The sequence below is a fragment of the Paenibacillus yonginensis genome (assembly GCF_001685395.1).
In the GTDB taxonomy this organism is placed as follows: domain Bacteria; phylum Bacillota; class Bacilli; order Paenibacillales; family Paenibacillaceae; genus Fontibacillus; species Fontibacillus yonginensis.
Window position 1 is genome coordinate 183,495 of sequence record NZ_CP014167.1, and the last position, 21,230, is coordinate 204,724.

17 protein-coding genes are annotated in these 21,230 nt (G+C 54.2%); all 17 read left to right on the plus strand.

Translation table 11 applies throughout. The features are described 5' to 3' along the window. Window positions 1–17 precede the first annotated feature (17 nt). Window positions 18–953, plus strand: coding sequence for a glycosyltransferase (locus tag AWM70_RS00785; RefSeq protein ID WP_068693484.1), 936 nt, complete (start codon window positions 18–20; stop codon window positions 951–953). A 16-nt stretch (window positions 954–969) separates the two neighbouring features. Further along, window positions 970–2,310 (plus strand): O-antigen ligase family protein, encoded by a 1,341-nt coding sequence (locus AWM70_RS00790; RefSeq protein ID WP_068693486.1) that lies wholly within the window; start codon window positions 970–972, stop codon window positions 2,308–2,310. 14 nt (window positions 2,311–2,324) lie between these two features. After that, on the plus strand, window positions 2,325–3,125 hold the full coding sequence (locus AWM70_RS00795; RefSeq protein ID WP_068693488.1) for a WecB/TagA/CpsF family glycosyltransferase: 801 nt from the start codon (window positions 2,325–2,327) through the stop codon (window positions 3,123–3,125). Beyond that, window positions 3,118–3,642, plus strand: coding sequence for a VanZ family protein (locus AWM70_RS00800; protein ID WP_068693490.1), 525 nt, complete (start codon window positions 3,118–3,120; stop codon window positions 3,640–3,642). The genes AWM70_RS00795 and AWM70_RS00800 overlap by 8 nt, the downstream gene beginning before the upstream one ends. After that, the gene (locus AWM70_RS22480) at window positions 3,639–5,162 is read left to right on the plus strand and encodes an O-antigen ligase family protein (protein WP_083180074.1); all 1,524 of its coding nucleotides are present in this window, start codon (window positions 3,639–3,641) and stop codon (window positions 5,160–5,162) included. Before AWM70_RS00800 ends, AWM70_RS22480 begins: the two co-directional genes overlap by 4 nt. After that, window positions 5,089–6,468 carry a lipopolysaccharide biosynthesis protein gene (locus tag AWM70_RS00810; protein ID WP_068693495.1) on the plus strand — a complete coding sequence of 460 codons (1,380 nt, stop codon included), beginning with the start codon at window positions 5,089–5,091 and terminating at the stop codon, window positions 6,466–6,468. Before AWM70_RS22480 ends, AWM70_RS00810 begins: the two co-directional genes overlap by 74 nt. A gap of 20 nt (window positions 6,469–6,488) precedes the next feature. Continuing rightward, window positions 6,489–7,346, plus strand: coding sequence for a glycosyltransferase family 2 protein (locus tag AWM70_RS00815; RefSeq protein ID WP_068693497.1), 858 nt, complete (start codon window positions 6,489–6,491; stop codon window positions 7,344–7,346). Further along, window positions 7,333–8,529 carry a glycosyltransferase family 4 protein gene (locus AWM70_RS00820; protein WP_068693498.1) on the plus strand — a complete coding sequence of 399 codons (1,197 nt, stop codon included), beginning with the start codon at window positions 7,333–7,335 and terminating at the stop codon, window positions 8,527–8,529. The genes AWM70_RS00815 and AWM70_RS00820 overlap by 14 nt, the downstream gene beginning before the upstream one ends. Next, on the plus strand, window positions 8,526–9,668 hold the full coding sequence (locus AWM70_RS00825; RefSeq protein ID WP_068693499.1) for a glycosyltransferase family 4 protein: 1,143 nt from the start codon (window positions 8,526–8,528) through the stop codon (window positions 9,666–9,668). The genes AWM70_RS00820 and AWM70_RS00825 overlap by 4 nt, the downstream gene beginning before the upstream one ends. A 28-nt stretch (window positions 9,669–9,696) precedes the next feature. After that, the gene (locus tag AWM70_RS00830) at window positions 9,697–10,806 is read left to right on the plus strand and encodes a glycosyltransferase (RefSeq protein ID WP_068693500.1); all 1,110 of its coding nucleotides are present in this window, start codon (window positions 9,697–9,699) and stop codon (window positions 10,804–10,806) included. Next, window positions 10,803–12,143, plus strand: a complete 1,341-nt coding sequence (locus AWM70_RS00835) for a UDP-glucose dehydrogenase family protein (RefSeq protein ID WP_068693501.1) — start codon at window positions 10,803–10,805, stop codon at window positions 12,141–12,143. Before AWM70_RS00830 ends, AWM70_RS00835 begins: the two co-directional genes overlap by 4 nt. A gap of 14 nt (window positions 12,144–12,157) precedes the next feature. After that, a complete protein-coding gene (locus tag AWM70_RS00840; RefSeq protein ID WP_068693504.1) occupies window positions 12,158–13,564 on the plus strand; it encodes a sugar phosphate nucleotidyltransferase in 1,407 nt (468 codons plus the stop codon). Window positions 13,565–13,759: 195 nt separating this feature from the next. After that, window positions 13,760–15,277 (plus strand): glycosyl hydrolase, encoded by a 1,518-nt coding sequence (locus AWM70_RS00845; protein ID WP_068693510.1) that lies wholly within the window; start codon window positions 13,760–13,762, stop codon window positions 15,275–15,277. 103 nt (window positions 15,278–15,380) lie between these two features. Continuing rightward, window positions 15,381–17,999: a discoidin domain-containing protein gene (locus AWM70_RS00850; protein ID WP_068693514.1), complete on the plus strand. Its 2,619-nt coding sequence runs from the start codon at window positions 15,381–15,383 to the stop codon at window positions 17,997–17,999. Between the two features lie 424 nt (window positions 18,000–18,423). Then, on the plus strand, window positions 18,424–19,608 hold the full coding sequence (locus AWM70_RS22485; RefSeq protein WP_083180075.1) for a YecA family protein: 1,185 nt from the start codon (window positions 18,424–18,426) through the stop codon (window positions 19,606–19,608). 225 nt (window positions 19,609–19,833) lie between these two features. After that, complete coding sequence (locus AWM70_RS00860) at window positions 19,834–20,094, plus strand: hypothetical protein (protein WP_151208716.1); 261 nt, start codon at window positions 19,834–19,836, stop codon at window positions 20,092–20,094. Window positions 20,095–20,179: 85 nt separating this feature from the next. Next, the gene (locus AWM70_RS00865; RefSeq protein WP_068693518.1) at window positions 20,180–21,148 is read left to right on the plus strand and encodes an aldo/keto reductase; all 969 of its coding nucleotides are present in this window, start codon (window positions 20,180–20,182) and stop codon (window positions 21,146–21,148) included. The last annotated feature ends 82 nt before the right edge of the window (window positions 21,149–21,230 follow it).

Here is a 21,230-nt window from a genome sequence, read left to right on the forward strand (position 1 = left end):
CAGCAGGGAGGGATTGGATGCCTGACAGGAATAAACAACCAGCGCTTTCGATTATCATCTGCACTTACAACCGGGCTGCCCTGCTGTGCCAAACCCTGGAATCCCTGAAAGATCTCCGGGGGGTGGAGCAGGCTGAAATTATCGTGGTGGACAACCGCTCTACCGACGATACCCGCGAGGTGGCAGGCCGGTTCGTGAATCGCGGCGTGCTGCCGGCTCCCTGCCGCTATGTGTTTGAGCCAGTTCAAGGCTTGTCGGCGGCGCGCAATGCCGGAATTATAGCGGCGCAAGCGGAGCTGATTGCTTTTCTCGATGACGACGCCATTCCTTCGGCCGGCTGGCTCGAGGCTATTTTAACCACCTTTGAGCAGAGGCCCGAGGTGAACGCCATGGGCGGGAAAATCCATCCGCGGTTCGAAAGCGAACGCCCCGGCTGGCTGTCGGGACCGTTTGAGCTCCCTTATACGATTGTGGATTTGGGAAATGCCGTCAGGGAATATCCCTCCTCCATGCATCCTTATGGAGCGAATATGGCGATGCGCCGGACAGTTTTTGATGAAGGGATGTTCCCGCTGGAGCTGGGGCGCAAGGGCAGTCTGCTGCTGTCCGGGGAAGAGACCTGGATCTTTGAGCAGATCCGCCGCTCGGGCGGCAAAACGATTTACCACCCGGAGATGGAGGTGGAGCATTTTATTCCCTCCAGCCGGCTGAACAAGGAATGGATCATGAGGCGTTATTATTTTCAAGGCATATCAAACGGGATGAAGCGGGAGGGGTTCGGCTCCACCTGTTATCTGCTCGGCAAGACGGCGGCCAAAGTGCTGTACGTATCCGTGAGCAGGTGGTTTGCCCGGAATGAAACCGCAAGACTGTTAAATCAATGCCGAATGGAGAGCATCCGCGGAACCCTGCATACCGTGCTGAGCCGCGGAGGGGAACCAGGGACGGAGTAAAGGTGGGAGTTGGACGATGATCAACGAATGGTGGGCAGGAAGACGAAGTATGTATCCGGTAGGCGCGGGGGTCATCGTTCTCCTGTCAGCCCTGCTGCTTGGCGGCGCCGTCATTTATCAGCCCGGAGCCTGCGCAGCGCTTGCCGTTCTGGTTCTCCTGCTGGCGTTTACAATCCGGCATCCTCATCGCATCAGCTATCTGGTCCTGCTTTCAACGGCTTTGTCCGTTGATTACCTTTACAGCGGCTCGCTGTTTGGTATTGAAATTTTATCGCTGTACAAATTGGCGATTCTGGCGCTGCTGGTGCCTTGTATTTTGATTTACGGCATTTCGCTGAAATTCATATACCCGGTACTGGCGCTGTTTGCGCTGCTGGTCATTACCTTCTTTTTCTCCACTTGGCTGCCGCAGCTAACGGCATCGATTGCGATTAAGTCGTTTATCGGACTTTCACTGCCGTTTGTATTCCTGCTTATTAAATGGAGGAAAGAAGTAGCCGAGCGGCAGATGAAGATCATTTGCCTGCTTCCCATCGTAAGCGTCGGCGTCGGCGCCGTGCTGCAGCTGCTTCATCTGCACGAGCTGCTGGACGTCGAATTCACGGGAGCGGTTCGGCTGCAGGGCGCCAACATTCCGCCGCATCTTGCCATGCTGTCGTTTCTCGGCACTGCGGTTCCTTTTGTAGAGCTGAAGCGGGGCGGAGCGAACCCGAAATTTCTGTATACCGTGATGGCAGTCAATTTCGGGATTTTGATCGCGACGGGCACCCGGGGACCGATTCTGGCGCTGGTCTTCCTGGCGCTCTATTATTTCTACGATTTGGCGCGGGAATATTTGAAAGGCAAAGTCCAGCTGATCATTCCCCTGCTCGGCGGCATGGCCGTGATTATCGCAGCCGCTGCGCTGCAGTGGGACAATATGAAGAAACGCTCCTTCGAGAGATCGACGGATGATGCCGTAGACCTCTCGGGGCGATCGGAAGCGTGGGCCTATTTCCTGAAACAGGTGGACGGCCATACGCTGGCGGGCAGGGGGCTGGGCTCCGTAACGGTAGCTAATGACGGCACCTTATTCGAAGGGTTTGTTGTCCCGCACAACGAGTATATCCGGTTCTATGTAGATACCGGGTATACCGGGGCGGTACTGCTGTTTCTGTCCCTCTTCATCATCTTCTGGAAGATTTACAAGGTGCTTCCGTCCGCCGTCAAGCCGTATTATCTCGGATTGATTCTGGCGTTCCTGATTTATTCATTCTCTGACAACACGCTTTCTACCGTGCAGTTCATTATTCCGTTCTGCTGGTACCTAAACGGTCTGTACCGTTATTCCAGGCCCGGGTCAACCGATTCCTCTTAAAGAGAAGTGATACGATGAGCCAAGTTAATCTGTTTGATGTCAATTTCAATAACTACGATTTCGCTGATCTGCTGGATTACATCGACGATTCGATCCAGAACCGGAAACATTCCTATATCCTGACCTGCAACGTGGATCACTTGATCAAGCTGCGCAAGGATTCAGAGTTCAGAAACGTTTATTCGAAAGCAGGAGCCATCGTGGCCGACGGCATGCCGATTATTTGGGCCTCTCGTCTGTTGGGCAGTCCGCTGAAGCAGAAAGTATCAGGCTCGGACCTGTTCCACCGGCTCGGGAGCGATTTTGAGAAACGGAAATATCGTTTGTTCTTCCTGGGTTCCGCCAGCGGAGTCCCGGAAATGGCGAGCCGCAATCTGAAACGGCAGTTTCCAGGCATTAACGTGGTTGGCTGTTATTCGCCTTCCTATGGCTTTGAGAAAAATCCGGAGGAGAACGAATATATCGTCCGCATGCTGATCGAAACCCGGCCGGACATTGTATTCGTCGGTGTAGGTGCGCCCAAGCAGGAGAAATGGATTTATCGGAATTACCTGGAATACCAGGCGCCGGTCTCCATCGGCGTAGGCGCCACCTTCGACTTTCTGTCCGGCTCCGTCAAGCGGGCTCCCAATTTCATGCAGAAAGCGGGTTTTGAATGGTTCTGGCGGCTTGCCCAGGAGCCGCGGCGGCTATGGAAAAGATATCTGATTGACGATTCCCAGTTTGTGGCGCTGCTGATGAAAGAGTATTTCAAACAAGGTAAACGGAGAAGGGAGGGAGCGGAGATGCTGAATTCCGCGGATGACCATGAGTAAGCCGGCCCGCGTGCTGTGGCTGCCTGCAGCGGTCATGCTGCTGATCTTCCTGTTCTCGTCCCAGTCCTACGAGCAGCAAACCATTAAGAAGCCGCTTGCGGACTGGCTGGGGAGCGGCAGCATCAGCCGTCATCTCTCCGGCTTGACCATCCATTACGGGTCGCAAACGGTGGATGGCAAAACCGAAGGCTCGGCGGCAGTAGCCGAATTTTTGCTCCGTAAATGCGCTCATTTGCTGGAGTATGCCATTTTGGGCTTCTGCCTGATTTGGGCCATTCGGACCTTTCTTAAGCCGGGACTGCCGAAGGCGGCGGCGGCCGCGGTTTTCGCCAGTGCAGGTTATGCTTCTTTGGATGAATTCCACCAGCTCTTCGTCAAAGACCGCGGTCCTCATCCGGAGGATGTGCTGCTGGATACGACCGGCGCTTTGATCGGGCTGCTTTGCTATATCGGCTGGGAGAAGCTGAAAGCCAGACGGATGAAAGCCGGATCTGGCGGAGACAGGAGGACGTTATGAAACCGTTGGATTCCTTGGTTCGATATGTGCGAAGTCGGGACCAGGCCTTCTGGCTGACGGTAGCCGCCTGGGCTGCCTGCACGCTGCTGCCTTTTGCCATCGGTTCGGTCAGCGCTAAGCTGAGTCCGGCTTTGAGCCAGCAGGGGCTACTGCTGCTTCTGCTGCTGTTTCCGGCCTTTCTGCTCGCTTTAAACGGTTCGAAATATTTAGTGACCTATACCTTGTTTGTCTGGGCTATCGGTCCGGAAATCCGCAGAATATCCGATTGGCTGGGCGGAGAATACACCTCTGTCTCCGTGCTTAGCCTGGCACCGCTCCTGGCCAGCTCGATGACGATGATCCCGGTGCTCCGCGGCATTCACCGCATGGAGAAGTCCGGCAGGAAGGTGCTGCTCTATTTCGGAGCCGCCCTTCTCTATGGAAGTGTAATCGGGCTTGCGAGGAACGGAACAAGCTTTGTGTACGACTTGGCCAATTATGCGATACCCATGCTGCTGCTGCCGTTTTTTGCGATCAGACGGTTCAGCTCGGCGGAGGCGGACAACATCCTGTCCGGTTATGCCAACATTGCGGTGCTGGTGTCCGTGTACGGGATCGTTCAGTATCTGGTTGTCCCGCCTTGGGATGCGTTCTGGATGACCCATGTGGAGATGAACTCCATTGGCCTGCCGGAACCTCTGGAGGTCAGGGTGTTCTCTACCCTCAATTCGCCGGGTCCTGCCGCCGGATTCCTGGCTTGTGCCCTGGTGCCCATGGTGCTGGAGAAAAGGTGGAGAGGCAGCCTCGGCTGGATTGGCGTACTGCTGGTCGCCTTCTGCCTGCTGACGACGCTGGTCCGTTCTTCCTGGCTCATGATTATCGTGATGCTGCTGGTCTACATTGCTTCATCTCCTTCCAGGCGGAAATGGAGAACGCTGCTCCAGCTTGCCGTAGTCGCGCTTGTTCTGACCTGGGCGCTGCCCAAGCTGCCTGGAGCGGAAGGTTTGACGGCCAGAATGCAAACGCTGGGCTCCATTGAAGAAGACCATTCCTATAACGAGCGGCTGGACCTGCTGAATACGATGCTGCCAACGGTGCTTCACAACCCGGCCGGGCAGGGCATCGGCAGCGTAGGAACCGGAACCAAGCTGGGGAATGATGGCGAGCTTGGGGAATACGGCATTATGGACAATGGGTTTCTCGCCCTGCTGCTCACTTTCGGGATTGCAGGCGGACTTTGCTTCTTCGGAGCGCTGGGGCTTGTCGGCCGTTCGGTGATTGTCTCCGTACTGCGCAAGGGAACGATGCAGCTGTATGCCAGATTAGCTTTGGCCGTGTGGGCAGGGGCGGTGGCGAGTTTATTTTCGGACAACGGATTCCCGGGCCTGCGCGGCTATCTGATCTGGATGCTGATCGGCATCGGGCTTGGAGCCGGATCATCCGCAGCGGATCGAAAGGAGGAGAGCTATGGAGCAGTCCAACGTGAAGTCGTTCCCCGGCAGGAACGTATTCAGCACGTTCGGCCGATTCGCCAGAAGTAAAGCGCACAGCTCAGAGGCGCTTAAGACGATGTTCTTCAGCATCTTTATTCTGCTGATCAACATGCTGACCGGCGTCCTCACCGCCCGGTTCCTTGGACCGACGGGACGCGGGGAGCAGACGGCTATGGTGAACTGGTCGCAATTCCTCGCCTTCTGCATGACCTTCGGGATTCCTTCGGCGCTGGTATACAACGCCAAGAGAAGGTCGGAGCAGACCGGCGGTTTATATGCGACAGCCCTGCTGATGGGCGTAGGTTTCGGCGGCATCGCGATGGCAGTCGGCATTCTGGTGCTTCCGATGTGGCTCGATTCCTTTGAGCATGATGTGGTCCTGTTCTCTCAGTGGTCCATGATTTTATGTCCCTTGATCGTCATCTCGCAGATCAACAATGCCATTCTGCAGGTCAGGGACGAATACAGGCAGTACAACAGGCTTCGTTATCTGGTGCCGCTGACCACCCTGCTGATGCTGGTGGTTCTGATCCTCACCGGTACGATGAATGCTCATACGTCGGCTATAGCTTACCTGCTGCCGGCTGTGCCGTTCTACATTGCTATGACGGTACGGATGCTCCGCATTTATGGCAGACAGCTCAAGGTCAGCCTGGACAATTTCAAACGGCTGTTCACCTATGGGTTAGGTTCTTACGGGAATGACTTGATGGGTCAGGTCTCCTTGTATATCGACCAGATTCTGATAGCCGGTCTGCTGAATCCGTCGGATTTGGGTCTTTATGCCGTAGCTGTCAGTCTGGCCAAAATGGTCAGTGTGTTCTCCAACTCCATTATCGTGGTGCTGTTTCCTAAAGCGAGCGGCCTTGATAAACAGGAGGCGGTGGATATTACCTTTCGCGCCTTCCGGATCAGTATGGCGGCCACCCTTCTGGCATCGCTCGCGCTGATGCTGATCGCGCCGTATGTATTGACCCTGCTGTATGGGGCCGAGTTTAAGGCGGCGCTTTCCGTGTTCCGGCTTCTGCTGCTGCAGACGGCAATTGGCGGAGGAACCATGGTGCTGGCCCAAGCCTTTATGGCGCTCGGCAAACCGAAGGTCGTTACGCTGCTTCAGGGGCTGGGACTGGCGCTCGTGGTGCCTATGCTGTTCCTCGTGGTGCCTCATTTCGGACTGATCGGCGCCGGATATGCGATGCTGGCTTCGGTGCTGATCCGCTTTATCTTCATTTTGCTTAACTTCAAATATACATTGAAGATCAAAATTCCGCCGCTTTGGGTTACACGCGGAGATATTCAGTGGCTGCGGAAGACGATGTATTCCACACTGCGCAAAAAATCAGTGAACATGTAGAAAGGAGAGGGGAACACGCCATGCATCCTAAGACCGTTGGTTCAAAGGAAAATCGGATATCCGTCGTCATCATCGCCCAGAATGACGAACAACGCATCCCAGATGCTGTTGCTTCATGCCGCTCATTTGCGGATGAAATTGTCGTTGTGGATGGAGGGAGTGAAGACGGCACAGTAGCCACCGCCGAAGCGCTGGGGTGCCGCGTGTATGAGAACGCTTGGCCCGGGTATGCCAAACAGCGGCAGTTCGGTGAGAATCAAGCTTCTTATGATTGGATTTTTGTCATCGATACGGATGAGGTGGTGGACACCAAGCTGGCCGCCGCTTTGTTCAAGCTGAAACCCGAATTGACCGACCCCACCTCGGCTTATTCGGTTTACCGGATCGGAGACTTCCTGGGACGCTGGCTCGACAAAGGCGAATATCTGGTTCGCCTGTACAACCGCAGAGCCTACAAAATCTCGGATTCCCTTGTTCATGAGATGCCTGATGTGAAAACCTCCAAGATCGTAAAGCTGAACGGCGTTTTGTGGCATTACGGCTTCCGCAGCATTAACGACCATGTGAACCGTTTCAACAAATATACGGATCTGGAGGCACAGACGGCGCTGCGCGTACGCAAGCCGTTCCGGATCGCCAATCTGCTGTTCCGCCCGCCGGCCCGGTTTGTGCAGAAATATTTCCTTCACGGGCTGTACCGTAAGGGGGTAGCCGGGTTCGCCGTGGCGATCTTCTGGATGATGTACGAATTCCTGGCTTGCTTCAAACACTACGAGCTGACCTCCGCTCGCAAAAGGCTGGATCAGCATCAGCCTTCCAGCGCAAGAAAAGCAGCCGACCCGGAGAAGAAAGGGGAGACGAGTTATGCCGTACAATAATGGGGGCCTGGACGGCCTGAATATCATAACGACCGGCATGAGCTGGCCCACGGTTCAGCCGGGAGGATTAAATACTTATTTCAAAAATATTTGCGAGCAGCTGGCGGAGCGCAACCGCGTCCAGGCTCTGATATACAGCGCCGAGAAGCCGGATGTCCGGGAGGGGCTGGACATTCATCTGGCCGGCGAGCCGGGCATGACGATCTGGAAACGCAAAGACGCCTTTCAGCGGCTTGCCGCTGAAAGAATGGACCAAGGGCCTGTCGATGTGTTTTACTCTCATTTTGCCCCTTATGGGGTAGGTCCAGCGCTCGAAGCGAGGAAACGGGGCATTCCCGTCATCATGACTTTTCACGGTCCCTGGAACGAAGAGATGAAGATTGAAGGACGGGGTTTACAGCACCGGGTCAAGACCACAATCGCCAAAACGATTGAACGCAAGGCATACCGCCTGGCCGACCATTTTATTGTGCTCAGCGAGACGTTCCGGGACATTCTGCACCGCAATTACGGTGTCCCGCTCCACAAAATTTCCATCATTCCCGGAGCTGCGGATATTCACCGCTTTACGCCGGCCCAGAACCGGCTTGCCGTACGACGACAGCTGAATTTGCCGGAAGGGGCAACTACGATCCTGACCGTGCGTCGGCTGGTGAACCGGATGGGGCTGCTGCAGCTGCTGGATGCGTGGAGAAGGGTTTCGGCCAAATTTCCGAACGCGATTCTCCTCATCGGGGGGCGCGGACCGCTGCGGGCCGAGCTGGAGAGCCGAATCGCCGACTACGGCCTGTCCAGCAAAGTACGCCTGCTCGGTTATATTCCTGACGAAGAGCTGCCGGCCTATTACCAGGCTGCGGATATGTTTGTCGTACCGACGCAGGCCTTGGAGGGCTTTGGACTGATAACGGTTGAAGCTTTGGCTGCCGGCCTGCCGGTCATGGCTACGCCGATCGGCGGCAACCGCGAAATTCTGAGCGCATTCCGGCCGGAGCTTTTGTTTAAAAGCGCGGACAGCGCCGATATCGCAGACGGGCTGATCCGGATGCTGAGTAACCGCCGTCTGCTGCCGGACCGTGAGCAGTGCCGCAGCCATGTGCTGGAGAAGTACACCTGGGCAGGGGTTGCGGATCAGGTACAGGAACGCTTCTATGAAGCGCTGAGAAAGGAGGCCGTTTCAGGATGATTAAAGTGGCTTACATTGACCATACGGCGAAATGGAGCGGCGGTGAAGTTGCCTTGTTCAACATCCTGACGAATGTAGGCGACCACGTCGAGCCTCTCGTTATCCTTGCTGAAGAGGGAACGCTGGCCGACAGGCTGCGCGAACGAGGCATTGACGTCCGGGTTGTGCCGCTAGATGAACGCGTAAGGACAAGAGGACGAAATGCCTTAAGTCCTGGAATTGCCGGAGCGGCGCTGAAGCTGTTCAACTATGGCAGAAAGCTGGCTCCGCTGCTCAGGGAGGAGAAGGTGGCCTGCGTCCATACCAACTCGCTCAAATCGGCTTTGTACGGCACTATAGCTGCAAAGAAAGCCGGTGTTCCGCTGGTTTGGCATATCAGGGACCACATCGGCCCGCCTTACCTGAAGCCGATTGTAGCCAAATCGATCCGGTTTATGTCAAGGAGCCTGCCGAATGGCGTTATCGCCAACTCCAACTCTACCTTGAACGCGCTGGAGCTGCCGAAGTCGAAGAAGACGCTGGTTGTCTATTCGGCTTTTGCGAAAGCGATCAGCGACCAACAGCAGACCCGCAGTACCGGACAATCCTTTAACGTCCTGCTGGTCGGCCGGCTGGCCCACTGGAAAGGACAACATGTGCTGCTGGAAGCGGCGAAATCGTTCAAAGAAGATCCGCGGGTCAACTTCTGGCTGGCCGGGGATGCTCTGTTCGGGGAAGAGGCTTATAAAGATCAGCTTCTGGACCAGATGCAGGCAAGCGGCTTGAAGAACGTTTCCATGCTTGGGCATGTGGATGACGTTCAGTCGTTGATGGCTTCGGCCGATCTGCTGGTGCATACCTCCATTACACCGGAGCCTTTCGGCCAGGTGATCGTGGAAGGGATGGCGGCAGGGCTGCCGGTCATCGCCTCGAACGAAGGCGGTCCAGTTGAAATTGTTGTTCCGGGCCAGACCGGGATGCTGATTGAACCAGGCAAACCGGATATTCTCGCCGAGGCGATCCGCTGGATGCTGGAGCATCCTGAGGAACGGGAGCGCATGGGGCAGAAAGGCATCCAGCGGGTGAAGGAACGTTTTGTGATCGAAAATACGGTCAAGGACATCGTTGAATACTACCAAGGTCTTCTTTCCACGGTTTAACCGACCTTTGGGCTAAAGGATGATGGGGATGAAAGTGGCAATTGCTCATGATTATCTGATACAGATGGGCGGGGCGGAACGGGTGGTGGAGGTGCTCCACGACATGTACCCGGAGGCTCCGATCTTCACTACCGTTTCTCACAGCAGCCGTCTGCCGGACTCGCTGAAAGATGCGGATATCCGGACGACCTGGCTGCAGAATGTACCGGGGGTCAAGACGAATTTCAAAAAAATGCTGCCGCTCTATCCGCTGGCGATCCGCGATTTTGATTTCCGGGGCTACGACATCGTCCTCAGCTCCAGCAGTGCTTTCATCAAAAGCATTCAGGTGCCCCAAGGCACGTTCCACTTGTGCTACTGTCATACGCCGATGCGGTTTGCCTGGGATTATGACACCTATATGGAACGGGAACGCCAACCCGGCATGGTGAAGAAGCTGCTCAAGCTGTATATCAAACAGCTCAAATCCTGGGACCAGCGAACCTCCTCGCATGTGAACCAGTTTGTAGCCAATTCTTCAGTCGTGCAGCGCCGGATCCAGAATTATTATCAGCGGGATGCCGAAGTGATTTTTCCGCCGATCAATACTTCCCGGTTCCAAAGAGCGGCCGAGGTCGAAGACTATTACCTGATCGTATCGCGGCTTGTCTCCTACAAACGGATCGACCTGGCGGTAGAGGCTTTCAACCAAAGCGGCCTGCCGCTGTACATCGTCGGCGATGGACCGGACCGGAAACGGCTGACAGAGATGGCCAAAGGCAACATCAAATTTCTTGGCCGCCTGGACGACTCCCAGGTCAATGAGCTGATGTCGAAGTGCCGGGCGTTTATTTTTCCTGGAGAAGAGGATTTCGGCATAACACCGCTCGAAGCCAACGCGGCAGGACGTCCGGTTATCGCTTACCAAGCCGGCGGTGCGCTCGATACGATCGTGCCTTACGTAAACGGGGTATTCTTCCGCAACCAGAGGGTGGACGATCTGCTTGGAGCAGTTGCCGAGGTCGAGAGGCATGCCTGGGATGTCGAGCAGATTATGGGCCACGCGAAGAAATTCGATGAAGATACCTTTAAAGCGCAGTTCAAGGAGTATGTGGAGCAGGCTTATTTAAATTTTCTAAAGGGAGGAAGCGGATCATGAAGTTGGCAGTCATTGGAACCGGTTATGTAGGGCTTGTGTCGGGAGTATGTTTTGCTTCGAAAGGAAACGAGGTTGTATGCGTCGATATGGATCAAAACAAGATCGACAAGCTGAACCGCCTCCAGTCCCCGATTTATGAGCCCGGCATCGAACAGCTGATGGAGGAGAATGTCCGGGAAGGACGTTTATCCTTCACCTCCGACCTGCAGGAGGCCGTGCGCCGCTCCGAGCTGATCATACTGGCGGTGGGCACGCCTTCGCTGCCGAACGGCGAAGCCAATCTGCAGTTTATTGAGCGGGCGGCGGCCGACATCGGGGAAGCCATGGACGGCTACAAAATCATCGTGACCAAAAGCACGGTTCCGGTGGGCACCAATGAGAAGATCCGGCAGGTGATTGCTTCCCGCACCTCGTTTTCGTTTGAGATAGCTTCCGTTCCCGAATTTCTGCGCGAAGGTACGGCGATTCGAGATACGCTGAAGCCGGACCGCGTCGTGATCGGCCTTGACAATCCCGGGCTCGAAGGCGTGCTGACAGCGCTGCACAGGCCGTTTACGGAGAACATTTTTGTGACCGACATTCGCAGCGCGGAAATGATCAAATATGCTTCCAACGCTTTTCTGGCAACCAAAATCTCTTTTATCAATGAAATTGCCAACATTTGCGAGAAGGTCGGCGCGGATGTGACGGAGGTGGCCAAAGGCATGGGCAGCGATCAGCGCATCGGCTCGGCTTTCCTGCGGGCAGGCATCGGCTACGGGGGCTCCTGCTTCCCGAAGGATACCAAAGCGCTGATCCAGATTGCCGGCAATGTCGATTACGAGTTCAAGCTGCTGAAATCCGTGGTGGAAGTCAATACGGGTCAGCGCTACAACGTTATTGCCAAGCTGAAGGAATCGCTTGAAACGCTGAAGGGCGCCCGCATCGGCATCTGGGGCGTATCCTTCAAGCCGGACACTGATGACATCCGGGACGCCCCGGCGCTGGAGATCGTCGAAACGCTGATCCGCGAAGGGGCGGTCGTCAAGCTGTATGATCCGATTGCGCTGGACAATTTCCGGCAGCAGTTCGACCATCCGGGCCTGCACTGGTGCAGCTCTGCCGAAGAGGCGGCGGGCGGCTGCGATGCGGTCTGCCTGCTGACCGACTGGCATGAATTCAAGGAGATCAACCTGCACAAGCTGGCCGCCATGATGAGGCAGCCGGTGCTGATCGACGGACGAAACGTTTACGGGCGTGAGCAGATTGAAGGCACCGGGCTGGAATATATCTCGGTCGGCAGACCGCATATGGGCGCTTATTCCGAATATCCCCGCAAAATTGCGGAGGTTCTGTAAAGGGGTGGATGACAATGAAATTGGTACTTCTATCAGGCGGTTCAGGAAAAAGATTATGGCCTCTCTCGAACGACTCCCGGTCCAAGCAGTTCCTCAAGGTGCTTCATGATCCGGCCGGACGCCCGGAATCAATGGTGCAGCGCGTTTGGCGCCAGCTCGACCAGGTCAACCTGGCAGATTCTGCTTATCTGGCCACCGGCCGGGCGCAGGTGGAAATGATCCAAAGTCAGCTCGGCCCGGAAGTGCCGATCATTGTGGAGCCCGAGCGCCGGGATACTTTCCCGGCCATTGCGCTTACGGCAGCCTATCTTTATTCAGTAGAGAACGTTTCCCCCGAAACGGCCGTTGCGATTTTGCCGGTGGACCCTTATGTGGAGGATGCTTTCTTTCATACGGTATCAAGCCTGGAAGCTACGCTGGAGCAAAGCGGGGCCAATCTGGCGCTGATCGGCGTAGTGCCGAACCATGCTTCGGAGAAATACGGCTATATCATTCCGGCAGATGCAGGGTATGAAGCAGACGCTGCGGATGGGGCACAGGAGCGGGATCACGTATCCTTTATGCCGGTCGGCCGTTTTCAAGAGAAACCTGCGGAGGAAGCGGCCCGGGAGCTCATCGGGCAGGGCGCTCTTTGGAACTGCGGCGTGTTCGCCTTCCGCCTTGGTTATCTGCTGGATATTTTGCAGGCCAAGGGGCTGCCGCTGCAGTATGAAGAGCTGCAAAGGCAATACAAGCTGCTGGCCAAGATCAGCTTCGACTATGAAGTTGTGGAGAAGGAGCAGAACATTGTGGTCGTTCCGTACGACGGCTATTGGAAAGACCTCGGCACCTGGAATACGCTGACGGAGGAGATGGCCAATCCGCAGCTCGGCAAGGGCACAATGACCGTGGACTCCAGCAGCAGCTGCCTGATCAATGAGCTGGACATCCCGGTTGCCGTGATCGGCGCGCCGGATTTAATTGTGGCGGCAAGTCCCGACGGCATTCTGGTCACGCAGAAGGATGCATCGCCCCGGGTCAAAGAGGTGCTGAAGTCTTTCGAGCAGCGTCCGATGTATGAAGAGCGGCGCTGGGGGCACTACCGGGTGGTGGATTATATCCAGTATGATGACGGCAGCAAGGTGCTGACCAAACGGATCTTCGTTCATGCGGGACGGAATATCAGCTACCAGCTTCATAACAAACGCTGCGAAGTGTGGACGCTGGTCAGCGGTCAGGCGAAGGTGATCCTGAACGAGAAAATGCATGATGTCCGCGCAGGCGACGTCGTGCGAATCCCCGAAGGAACCAAACACAGCATTCTGGCGGTGACGGATGTCGAATTTATCGAGGTTCAAACCGGACCGGAGCTGGTGGAGGAGGACAATATCCGGATTTGCATGGATTGGGATGACATTGACCTGCACCAATTTATTTCCTGATCGTATTCTGCTTGTATAAGCAATTATGAAGAAACTGGACCAATTGGAATGCCATTCTGCCAGGATTTTCAGTAAAAATTCATACCAATGCATGAAAATTATTTATTTTTTCAAAAATCGACTAAAAACGCTAATAATAGACAAAAGAAATGTCGATACATACGGTATTCAGGTCCGAAAGGGGAAAATATCAACATGAATTACCACCGTGTGTATCGCTCTGTTTGTCGTTTATTTTTCGTCGTCCTGCCGCTTATTATTGCTTCTGTCTCTGCTGCTGTTCCTGCAAACGCCTTGGCGGGCGCGAATCCGATTAATCCGGGCGCCACTTCGGAAGCAAAAGAGTTATTGAATACGTTATACACCGTTTCTGGTAAAAATATAATCTCGGGGCAGCATGACTATCTGGAAAGCCCCGATGAAATCAATAACCGGCTTACCCGGATCAGCGGGCAGTATGCCGGGGTCCACGGCTATGAGCTAGGCCCGATTATGGGACAGACGCCAAGCCAGATTGCCGAGCAGCGCCGCAATGTCGTAAACAGCGCCATCAACTGGTACCGCTCCGGCGGTATTGTAACTATGACGTTCCATGAAGCTTTGCCAGGCACAAGCCCGCTCTGGAGCAATGTTCAGAAGTCGATTTCCCAAGCGGATTTTGATAAATACGTAACGCCTGGAACCGACGAATACAAGGCCCTGATTGCCGATCTGGACAGCGTGGCCGCATCCCTTCAAACGCTGAAGGATGCCGGGGTGCCGGTGCTGTGGAGACCGTATCATGAAATGAACGGCGACTGGTTCTGGTGGGGCAAGAAAACAAACTTCACGGATTTGTGGAACCTGATGTACGACCGGTTCGTCAATGTCCACCATCTGGACAACCTGATTTGGGTGTGGTCTCCGAATGCGCCGACCAACAGCAATTATTCTTATGGTCCTTATTTTCCGGGATTAAACAATGTCGATGTACTGGCACTGGATATCTACAATAATGATTTCAGACAATCCTATTACGATAACCTTCTGAAGCTGGCACAGGGCAAGCCGATTGCGATCGGAGAAAGCGGAGAAATGCCGGATCCGGGCGTATTGTCTTCCTCCCAGCCCCGCTGGTCGTATTTCATGACTTGGGGAAGCATGCTGACGGACAATAATTCGACCTCTACGATTGATAATTTCATGAACAGCAATTATTTTCTGACCAAATTCAAGCTTTCGCTGCTAGACAAGATTCCGTTGCTTCCGCAGCTTGAGCAGCCGGTGATCCCACTGTCGAGCGGATTGTTTGGCGAATATTATTCGAACGTTAATTTGACCGGCGTTCCGCTGACCCGAACCGATGCCAAAATCGACTTCAACTGGCGCAGCGGTTCGCCGGGTATGTCTATACCAAACGATAATTTTTCCGTCCGATGGACAGGGCAGATCAAACCGCTGTACAGCGAAACGTACACGTTCAGTACCCTGTCTGACGACGGAATACGCGTTTGGGTAAATGGCAGCCTCATCATAGACAGCTGGTTCAAGCAGAGCTGGTACGAGCGTTACGGCAGCATTGCGCTTAATGCCGGTCAGCTCTATGACATTAAGGTGGAATACTATGAGGGGCAGGGCGACAGCATGGCCAGATTGATGTGGCAAAGCGCAAGCCAGACCAAACAAACGGTACCGCCGGAAGTGCTCTTCCATTCCGAGGCTTTGCTTCAATAGATCGGCTGGGGAATTTACTGCCGACAAGCCAAGCGGCTGGCGCCCTAACATCATGCCTATCCGGTTCAAGGCTGTCCGGCTGGCAATCTTGGGGTGAAACCATATGGGATTAAGACGTCTTGCTGGAATTAAATACGGGTTGTTTATTTTGGAAATCGTCGGACTTATCGTCTTGTTATCTCATGCGGGCCGGTCCGGGCATGCGGATCTCGCAGTAAGCGCTATGGGCAGCAATGCCGTGATCTGGAAGCTGGGCAGCGAAGACGGGAAATCGGCTGAATTCGCTTCCTCCGCTAATGCTGTTAAGACAATGTCTGCTGCGGAGGCAAAGGTGGAAGCCGATTGGAGCCAGGTTCCGCCCGGCTTGAATGCGGCCAAGAACCCTGTATTCGAAATGGACTATAACCTGAAGCAAATTCCGGAGAACGGGGTTCTGTTTCGGGTTAAAATTTTGGATGCCTACAAATCCGTTCCGCAGCTGGCGGTCTTCTCCAATCATCAGCTGTCGGGCATCATTCAGGTGGCCGGCTCGTCCGGGACGGGCAGCGGCTACTCGTACAACAAGTCTTATGAGCTTTATATTCCAAAGGAACAGCTGCAGACCGGCAGCAATCAGCTCAAGCTCCAGCTGATCCGCTGTATGTACTGTTCAGCAGGGGAAGATCCTTTTCTTTGGCTGACCTGGGATGATCTCAGTCTCGAAGCGTTGTCGGCCCCGGCTGATGAGCCGATTCATGGACGTTACGTTCAGACGGGCACGAATGTCAATAACTTTGAATTTTATTACGATGAAGGCGCCGTCCGCCACCTGCCCTATGTGCTGAAATGGCTGGGGCTGGCGTACAGCGGCAACATCATGCGGGTCAGCTGCGCCAGCGATGTAGGGGAAGCCTGCTCGGACGTACTCGATTACTACAAGGTACTGAAAGAGTATAATACGCAGGCCGCGGCCTTGTATTTGTATACGGGCGATATCAAGCTGAATGCGGACGGCTCACTGCCGGACGCCGCGAAGCAGAAGCTGGCCGATTACTTTAAGCGGTATGGCAGCTATTTTCAATATTATGAAGTGGATAATGAACCTGGTCTGTTTAATCGTTCCAAAGCGGTGGATCTGGCTGTCGCCAACTGGCTGAATGAGGAGGGGAAAAAGATTTCGCCCGGACTCAAAACCGTCGCCCCGGGCTGGGCGTATTGGCCGGCTTATTCCATCAAATCGTGCCAGAACCAGAAGGGCGGCAGCCGGACCTGCGGAACGCCGGACGGTTGGGAACGTGATCCGGCGCAGCGGCTGGAGCTTGAACGGGTAACCGATCTGACCAACGGCCATGCTTACGGCAATTCTTATGCCGATCCGCAGGGCGGAAGCCTCCCGGAGAACCTAATGACGTTCAAAGGAACGCAGGATTCCTTCAGCAAACCGATGTTGTCCACTGAGTTTGGGACATCAGGCGGCCATACGGATCTGCCGATCTATGGCGCTTCGGAACCGCAGTCGGCCGTCTTTGACCGGATCATGCGGGCGCATATCGGGTTCGCCGATATGTTTATCCAGCATGCGGCATTTTACAAGGATTTCTCATTGTTCCAGACCGGCTTTGATTTGTCCGGACGTAATCCGGCGGATACCCGGCAATATGAATTCGAGACAGGCGGGGAGACAAGGGTCGATATTATGCGCCGTTTGACGCTGGCATACGCCACGCACGGCAAACCGCTTGTCTATAAGGTGCTGAACAAAGACGAGACCAAGGACAAGCTGGTCTATGTGAGGGCCGTCGATACCTCGAAGCTGGCTCCGCTGCCGGTGTCAGAGGCGACCTCCAATAAACTGCTGATTAATTTCGTCAATTTCGAGAACCGTACGCAAACGCTGAAGGTTAAAGTGACAATGCCGGAATCAACCGTTTATGAAGGGGAGAGGTTCGGAGCCGGGGAAACCTATGCAGACTCACGAACTTACGTGACGGGGCTGCAGGCGTCACCGGAGCTGACCTTCACCGAAACGCTTGGTCCTGGAGAAGCGGTGCAGTACATTCTGCAGCCTTCATCAAGCGTAGCCGCAAAGCCGCCGGCCTGGATAACGGCCTCCGAAGCCAAAGGCAGCGGGATTCAGGTTTCATGGCTGGAATCGGAAGGGGCGGCCAGCTATGATGTGCTTCGGGCGGAAGGAGAATCGGGAGCGCTGACGCCTATAGCGGAACAAGTGAAGGGAACCACCTATACCGACAGCGGGGTGGAGAAAGGCAAGCTTTACCGTTATGCGATCCGGGTGAACGGCAAAAACGAACGTTCGGAGGAAGCGAAGGTTCTTTACACGGGAACCGCCGAGCTGGATCGTTTGGCGTTTACGGTCAGCTCGAATATTCCGCTCGAGAAATCCGATCCGAAGGCTGCGATCGACGGGAATCCCCGTACCCGCTGGGATACCGGCAGCAACCAGACACCGGGCCCGTATTATCAGATTGATTTGGGGGCCATTCGCCAGGTGGGCAAGATTGTGCTCGATTATGCGAAATCCCCGTATGATTATCCCCGTCATTACCGGGTGGAGGTTTCGCTGGACGGGCGGAATTGGCGGCAGGTTGCTGAGGGGGAGGGCCGAAAGGAACGAACGGAGATCACTTTTGCTCCTGCGGAAGTGAAGCAGATCCGAATCAACCAGACCGGAACGGGCGGCAATTTCTGGTCGATTCATGAGCTGCATATTTATTCGGGTTAGATCAGGGAATAAGGTTCGCCAGGATAACTCCCAGCTGCAAGCGGGTGGCCTGGCTTTTTTTATATTCCGTTTAAAGGACGTAATGAATAAAGGCCCAAATTAGCAGAATCCAGATCGGGATCGAAATGACAAGGCTCCAAAGAAATCCCTTGGAAAAAGAGGAGTTATTGTTCTCTTCCATGACGCTCTCTCCAATACTATGAAATAAACGGAACTGAAAGGTTCCGTGCTTTACGTATAACTTACCATAGGCCGAGACCTGCTTTCCAATGGAATTCGGCATCCGGCCATTTTTTACATTGGAAATTGGCCAGGCCCAGGCTTGACAGATTGGCCGCCGGGATATAAATTGAGGGTCATATATGATATATTCGTAGGGTATATTCAGTCTTATGGGGAAATTAGAGAAAATGAGGTTTTTTCAATGTTAACTGAAATCCAATCTCTTTCTGAACAACTGACTAGAGAGTACGCAATTAAGGGGAAGGTCGCAACGGGGCTGGCCGATTTGTTGTCCTTGCTGAACAAGAACCGGCTGTTGGCATTAGCCGCTACCTATGAGGTTGCCGGCCGCTCCAAGATGAAGAAAGAACAACTGGTGGAAGCGCTTGTAGACCGGATGACCGATCCGGATTATGTCAGATCCGTTCTGCTGCTCGCTGAAGAGCCGGAATGGAAATGGTTTGAACGTCTTCTGAAGAAGCCGGTTCTGGAAGACAAGGGAGACGCCTTCGGCGAATTTGTTTTTCTACTGGAATATGGTTTGGTGCTGGCTGTTGAGGAAGAGGGGACAACGTATTTTATTCTGCCTGATGAAATCAAAGCCGCTTACAGCAAGCTGAATAAGACGCAATTCCGCAAGCAGCAAAGCCGGCTGTGGCTGATCCATGATTACGCCGCTGCTTTGACGAATCTTTACGGCGCTTATAAAACCGATACCCTGCTGAGCATATTCAACGCGCAGAACGAGGAACAGCTCACGGAAGAAGAGCTTTGGACCGCGCTGAATCACTTTCAGCTGCGCGAGCAGCTGTTCACAATCTATGGGGAATATATCGTGGATCTTTCGCTAGAGCCGGAGGAATCCGAAGAGGATTTGAACGGTCTGCTTGAGCTTCGGGGCAATAAACCTTTCTATATTCCTGAACAGTCCGAGCTTCTGAAATATAAAGACGATCTTTATTTTGAAATTACTCCGCAGCTGACCCGCCTGAAAGAGTATATCGTCAAGGAATTTGCAGCGGAAGAGGCGAAGGCCGATGCGCTCGTGGACAATGTGCAGTTGGCCTGCGCGGTCGAATCGCCAATGGAAGAGATTTTTGCCGAGTTTGAGCCTTTTGGCATTAAGTTTGAGACGGAAGAACAAGTCCGGCAGCTGTCCGAACTCGTCATCGACGTATACAACCATACCCGGATGTGGTCGAATGGCGGACATACGCCAACCGGACTCCGCAAGCTGCTCAAGCCGGATGTGGTCAAAGCCGCCCATACCACGCATTATTTTCCGAACAAAAAGCAGCAGGTTACCGTAACCAAAGTGGGCCGCAACGAACCTTGCCCTTGCGGAAGCGGACTCAAATACAAGAAATGCTGCGGCAAAGCGCAATAATATAAAATAATAAGTCCAAAGCGGCCCCTCTGCCCAAGCAGAGGGGCTTTTGATGCTGTGCAAAAGGAACGGAAACGTCTGCCGGAGCGGAAAAAAGGATTAAAGCTGTTTTCTGCCCTTACCAACTTCCTGAAACCAAACTATGATAGTGAGGGGCTGCGGGATGGCTCCTAAGAGAAGGAAATGTTGGATTGATTTGTTATATAAGAAATGGGGTCAGATACAGTGAATAATTTAAACCATATAGACATTGCTTTGCTGCATGCCCGGCAGATATATGAGGAATGCCTGCGTTTGCAGGAGGCCCGGACAGCCAAAGAACAGGCTAAAGAACAGGCCAAAGAACAGGGCAAAGGACGGAGCAGCAGGCAAAGCGCAGGCGGATTTCGAAGTGAAATGCGGAACGCGAAGCAGGCTGGAGGACTTGTCAAGATTGGGCTGAAGTTTTGGCACGGGCTGACGGGATTTGGGCGAAGGCTGCTGTAAGGCTGCCTTTATTGTTTCCGCTTTCTGGAGGAGGTTATAATAGAGGTCGAACAACCAATCTGCTCTAGGGAGGTTTGAAGGGAACATGAATTACAGAACACTTGGAAGAACAGGACTCAAGGTATCGGAAATCGGATATGGAGCCTGGGGCATTGGCAAATCGGGCTGGCTGGGTGCAGAGGATCAAGAATCGCTGAAGGCGCTCCACCGCTCCATCGACCTGGGGCTGAACTTTATTGATACTGCACTTGGTTACGGGAACGGGCACAGTGAAAGCCTGGTAGGGCAGGTCGTCCGGGAACGTTCGGAGACAATTTACGTGGCCTCTAAAATACCGCCAAAGAACGGACAGTGGCCCGCTCGGGCAGGAGTTCCGTCATCAGAAACGTTTACGGCTGAGCATGTTATTTCCAGCACGGAGCAAAGCCTGCGGAATTTGGGCATGGACACGCTGGACGTTCAGCAGTTCCATGTCTGGTCGGACGAATGGGTCGGCCAGGGCGACTGGCTGGAGGGCGTTCTGAAGCTGAAGGAGCAGGGGAAAATCCGCTTCTTCGGCGTGTCCATCAACGACCATCAGCCGGCCAATGCAATCAAACTGATCGAAACCGGAGTGGTGGATACCGTCCAGGTCATCTATAATCTCTTTGATCAAAGTCCGGAAGATGTGCTGCTTCCGGCTTGCCTGAAGCATAATGTCGGCGTAATCGTACGCGTTGCTCTGGACGAAGGCGGACTCACCGGCACTTTGACGTCGGACACGACTTTTGCGGAAGGGGATTTCCGCAGCCGGTATTTCAGGGACGACCGCAAGCAGCAGGTTGTGGAACGCGTGAATAAGATCACTCAAGATCTGAACATCTCGAACACGGAAATGGCAGAAACAGCGCTTCGTTATGTGCTCAGCCATCCCGCGGTTTCGACGGTGATCCCAGGCATGCGCACCGTCCGAAACGTGGAACGGAATATGGCGGTAGGAGACGGGAAAGGCCTGCCGGACGACCAGGTGGCTAAACTTAAGAAACACCGCTGGATCCGGAATTTTTATCAATAATACAAAAGGTGGAGCCGAGGATTAAACTGGTACCCATAGACTGGACACTTTGAAAAAAAAGGTGTCTGGGCTATGGGTACTT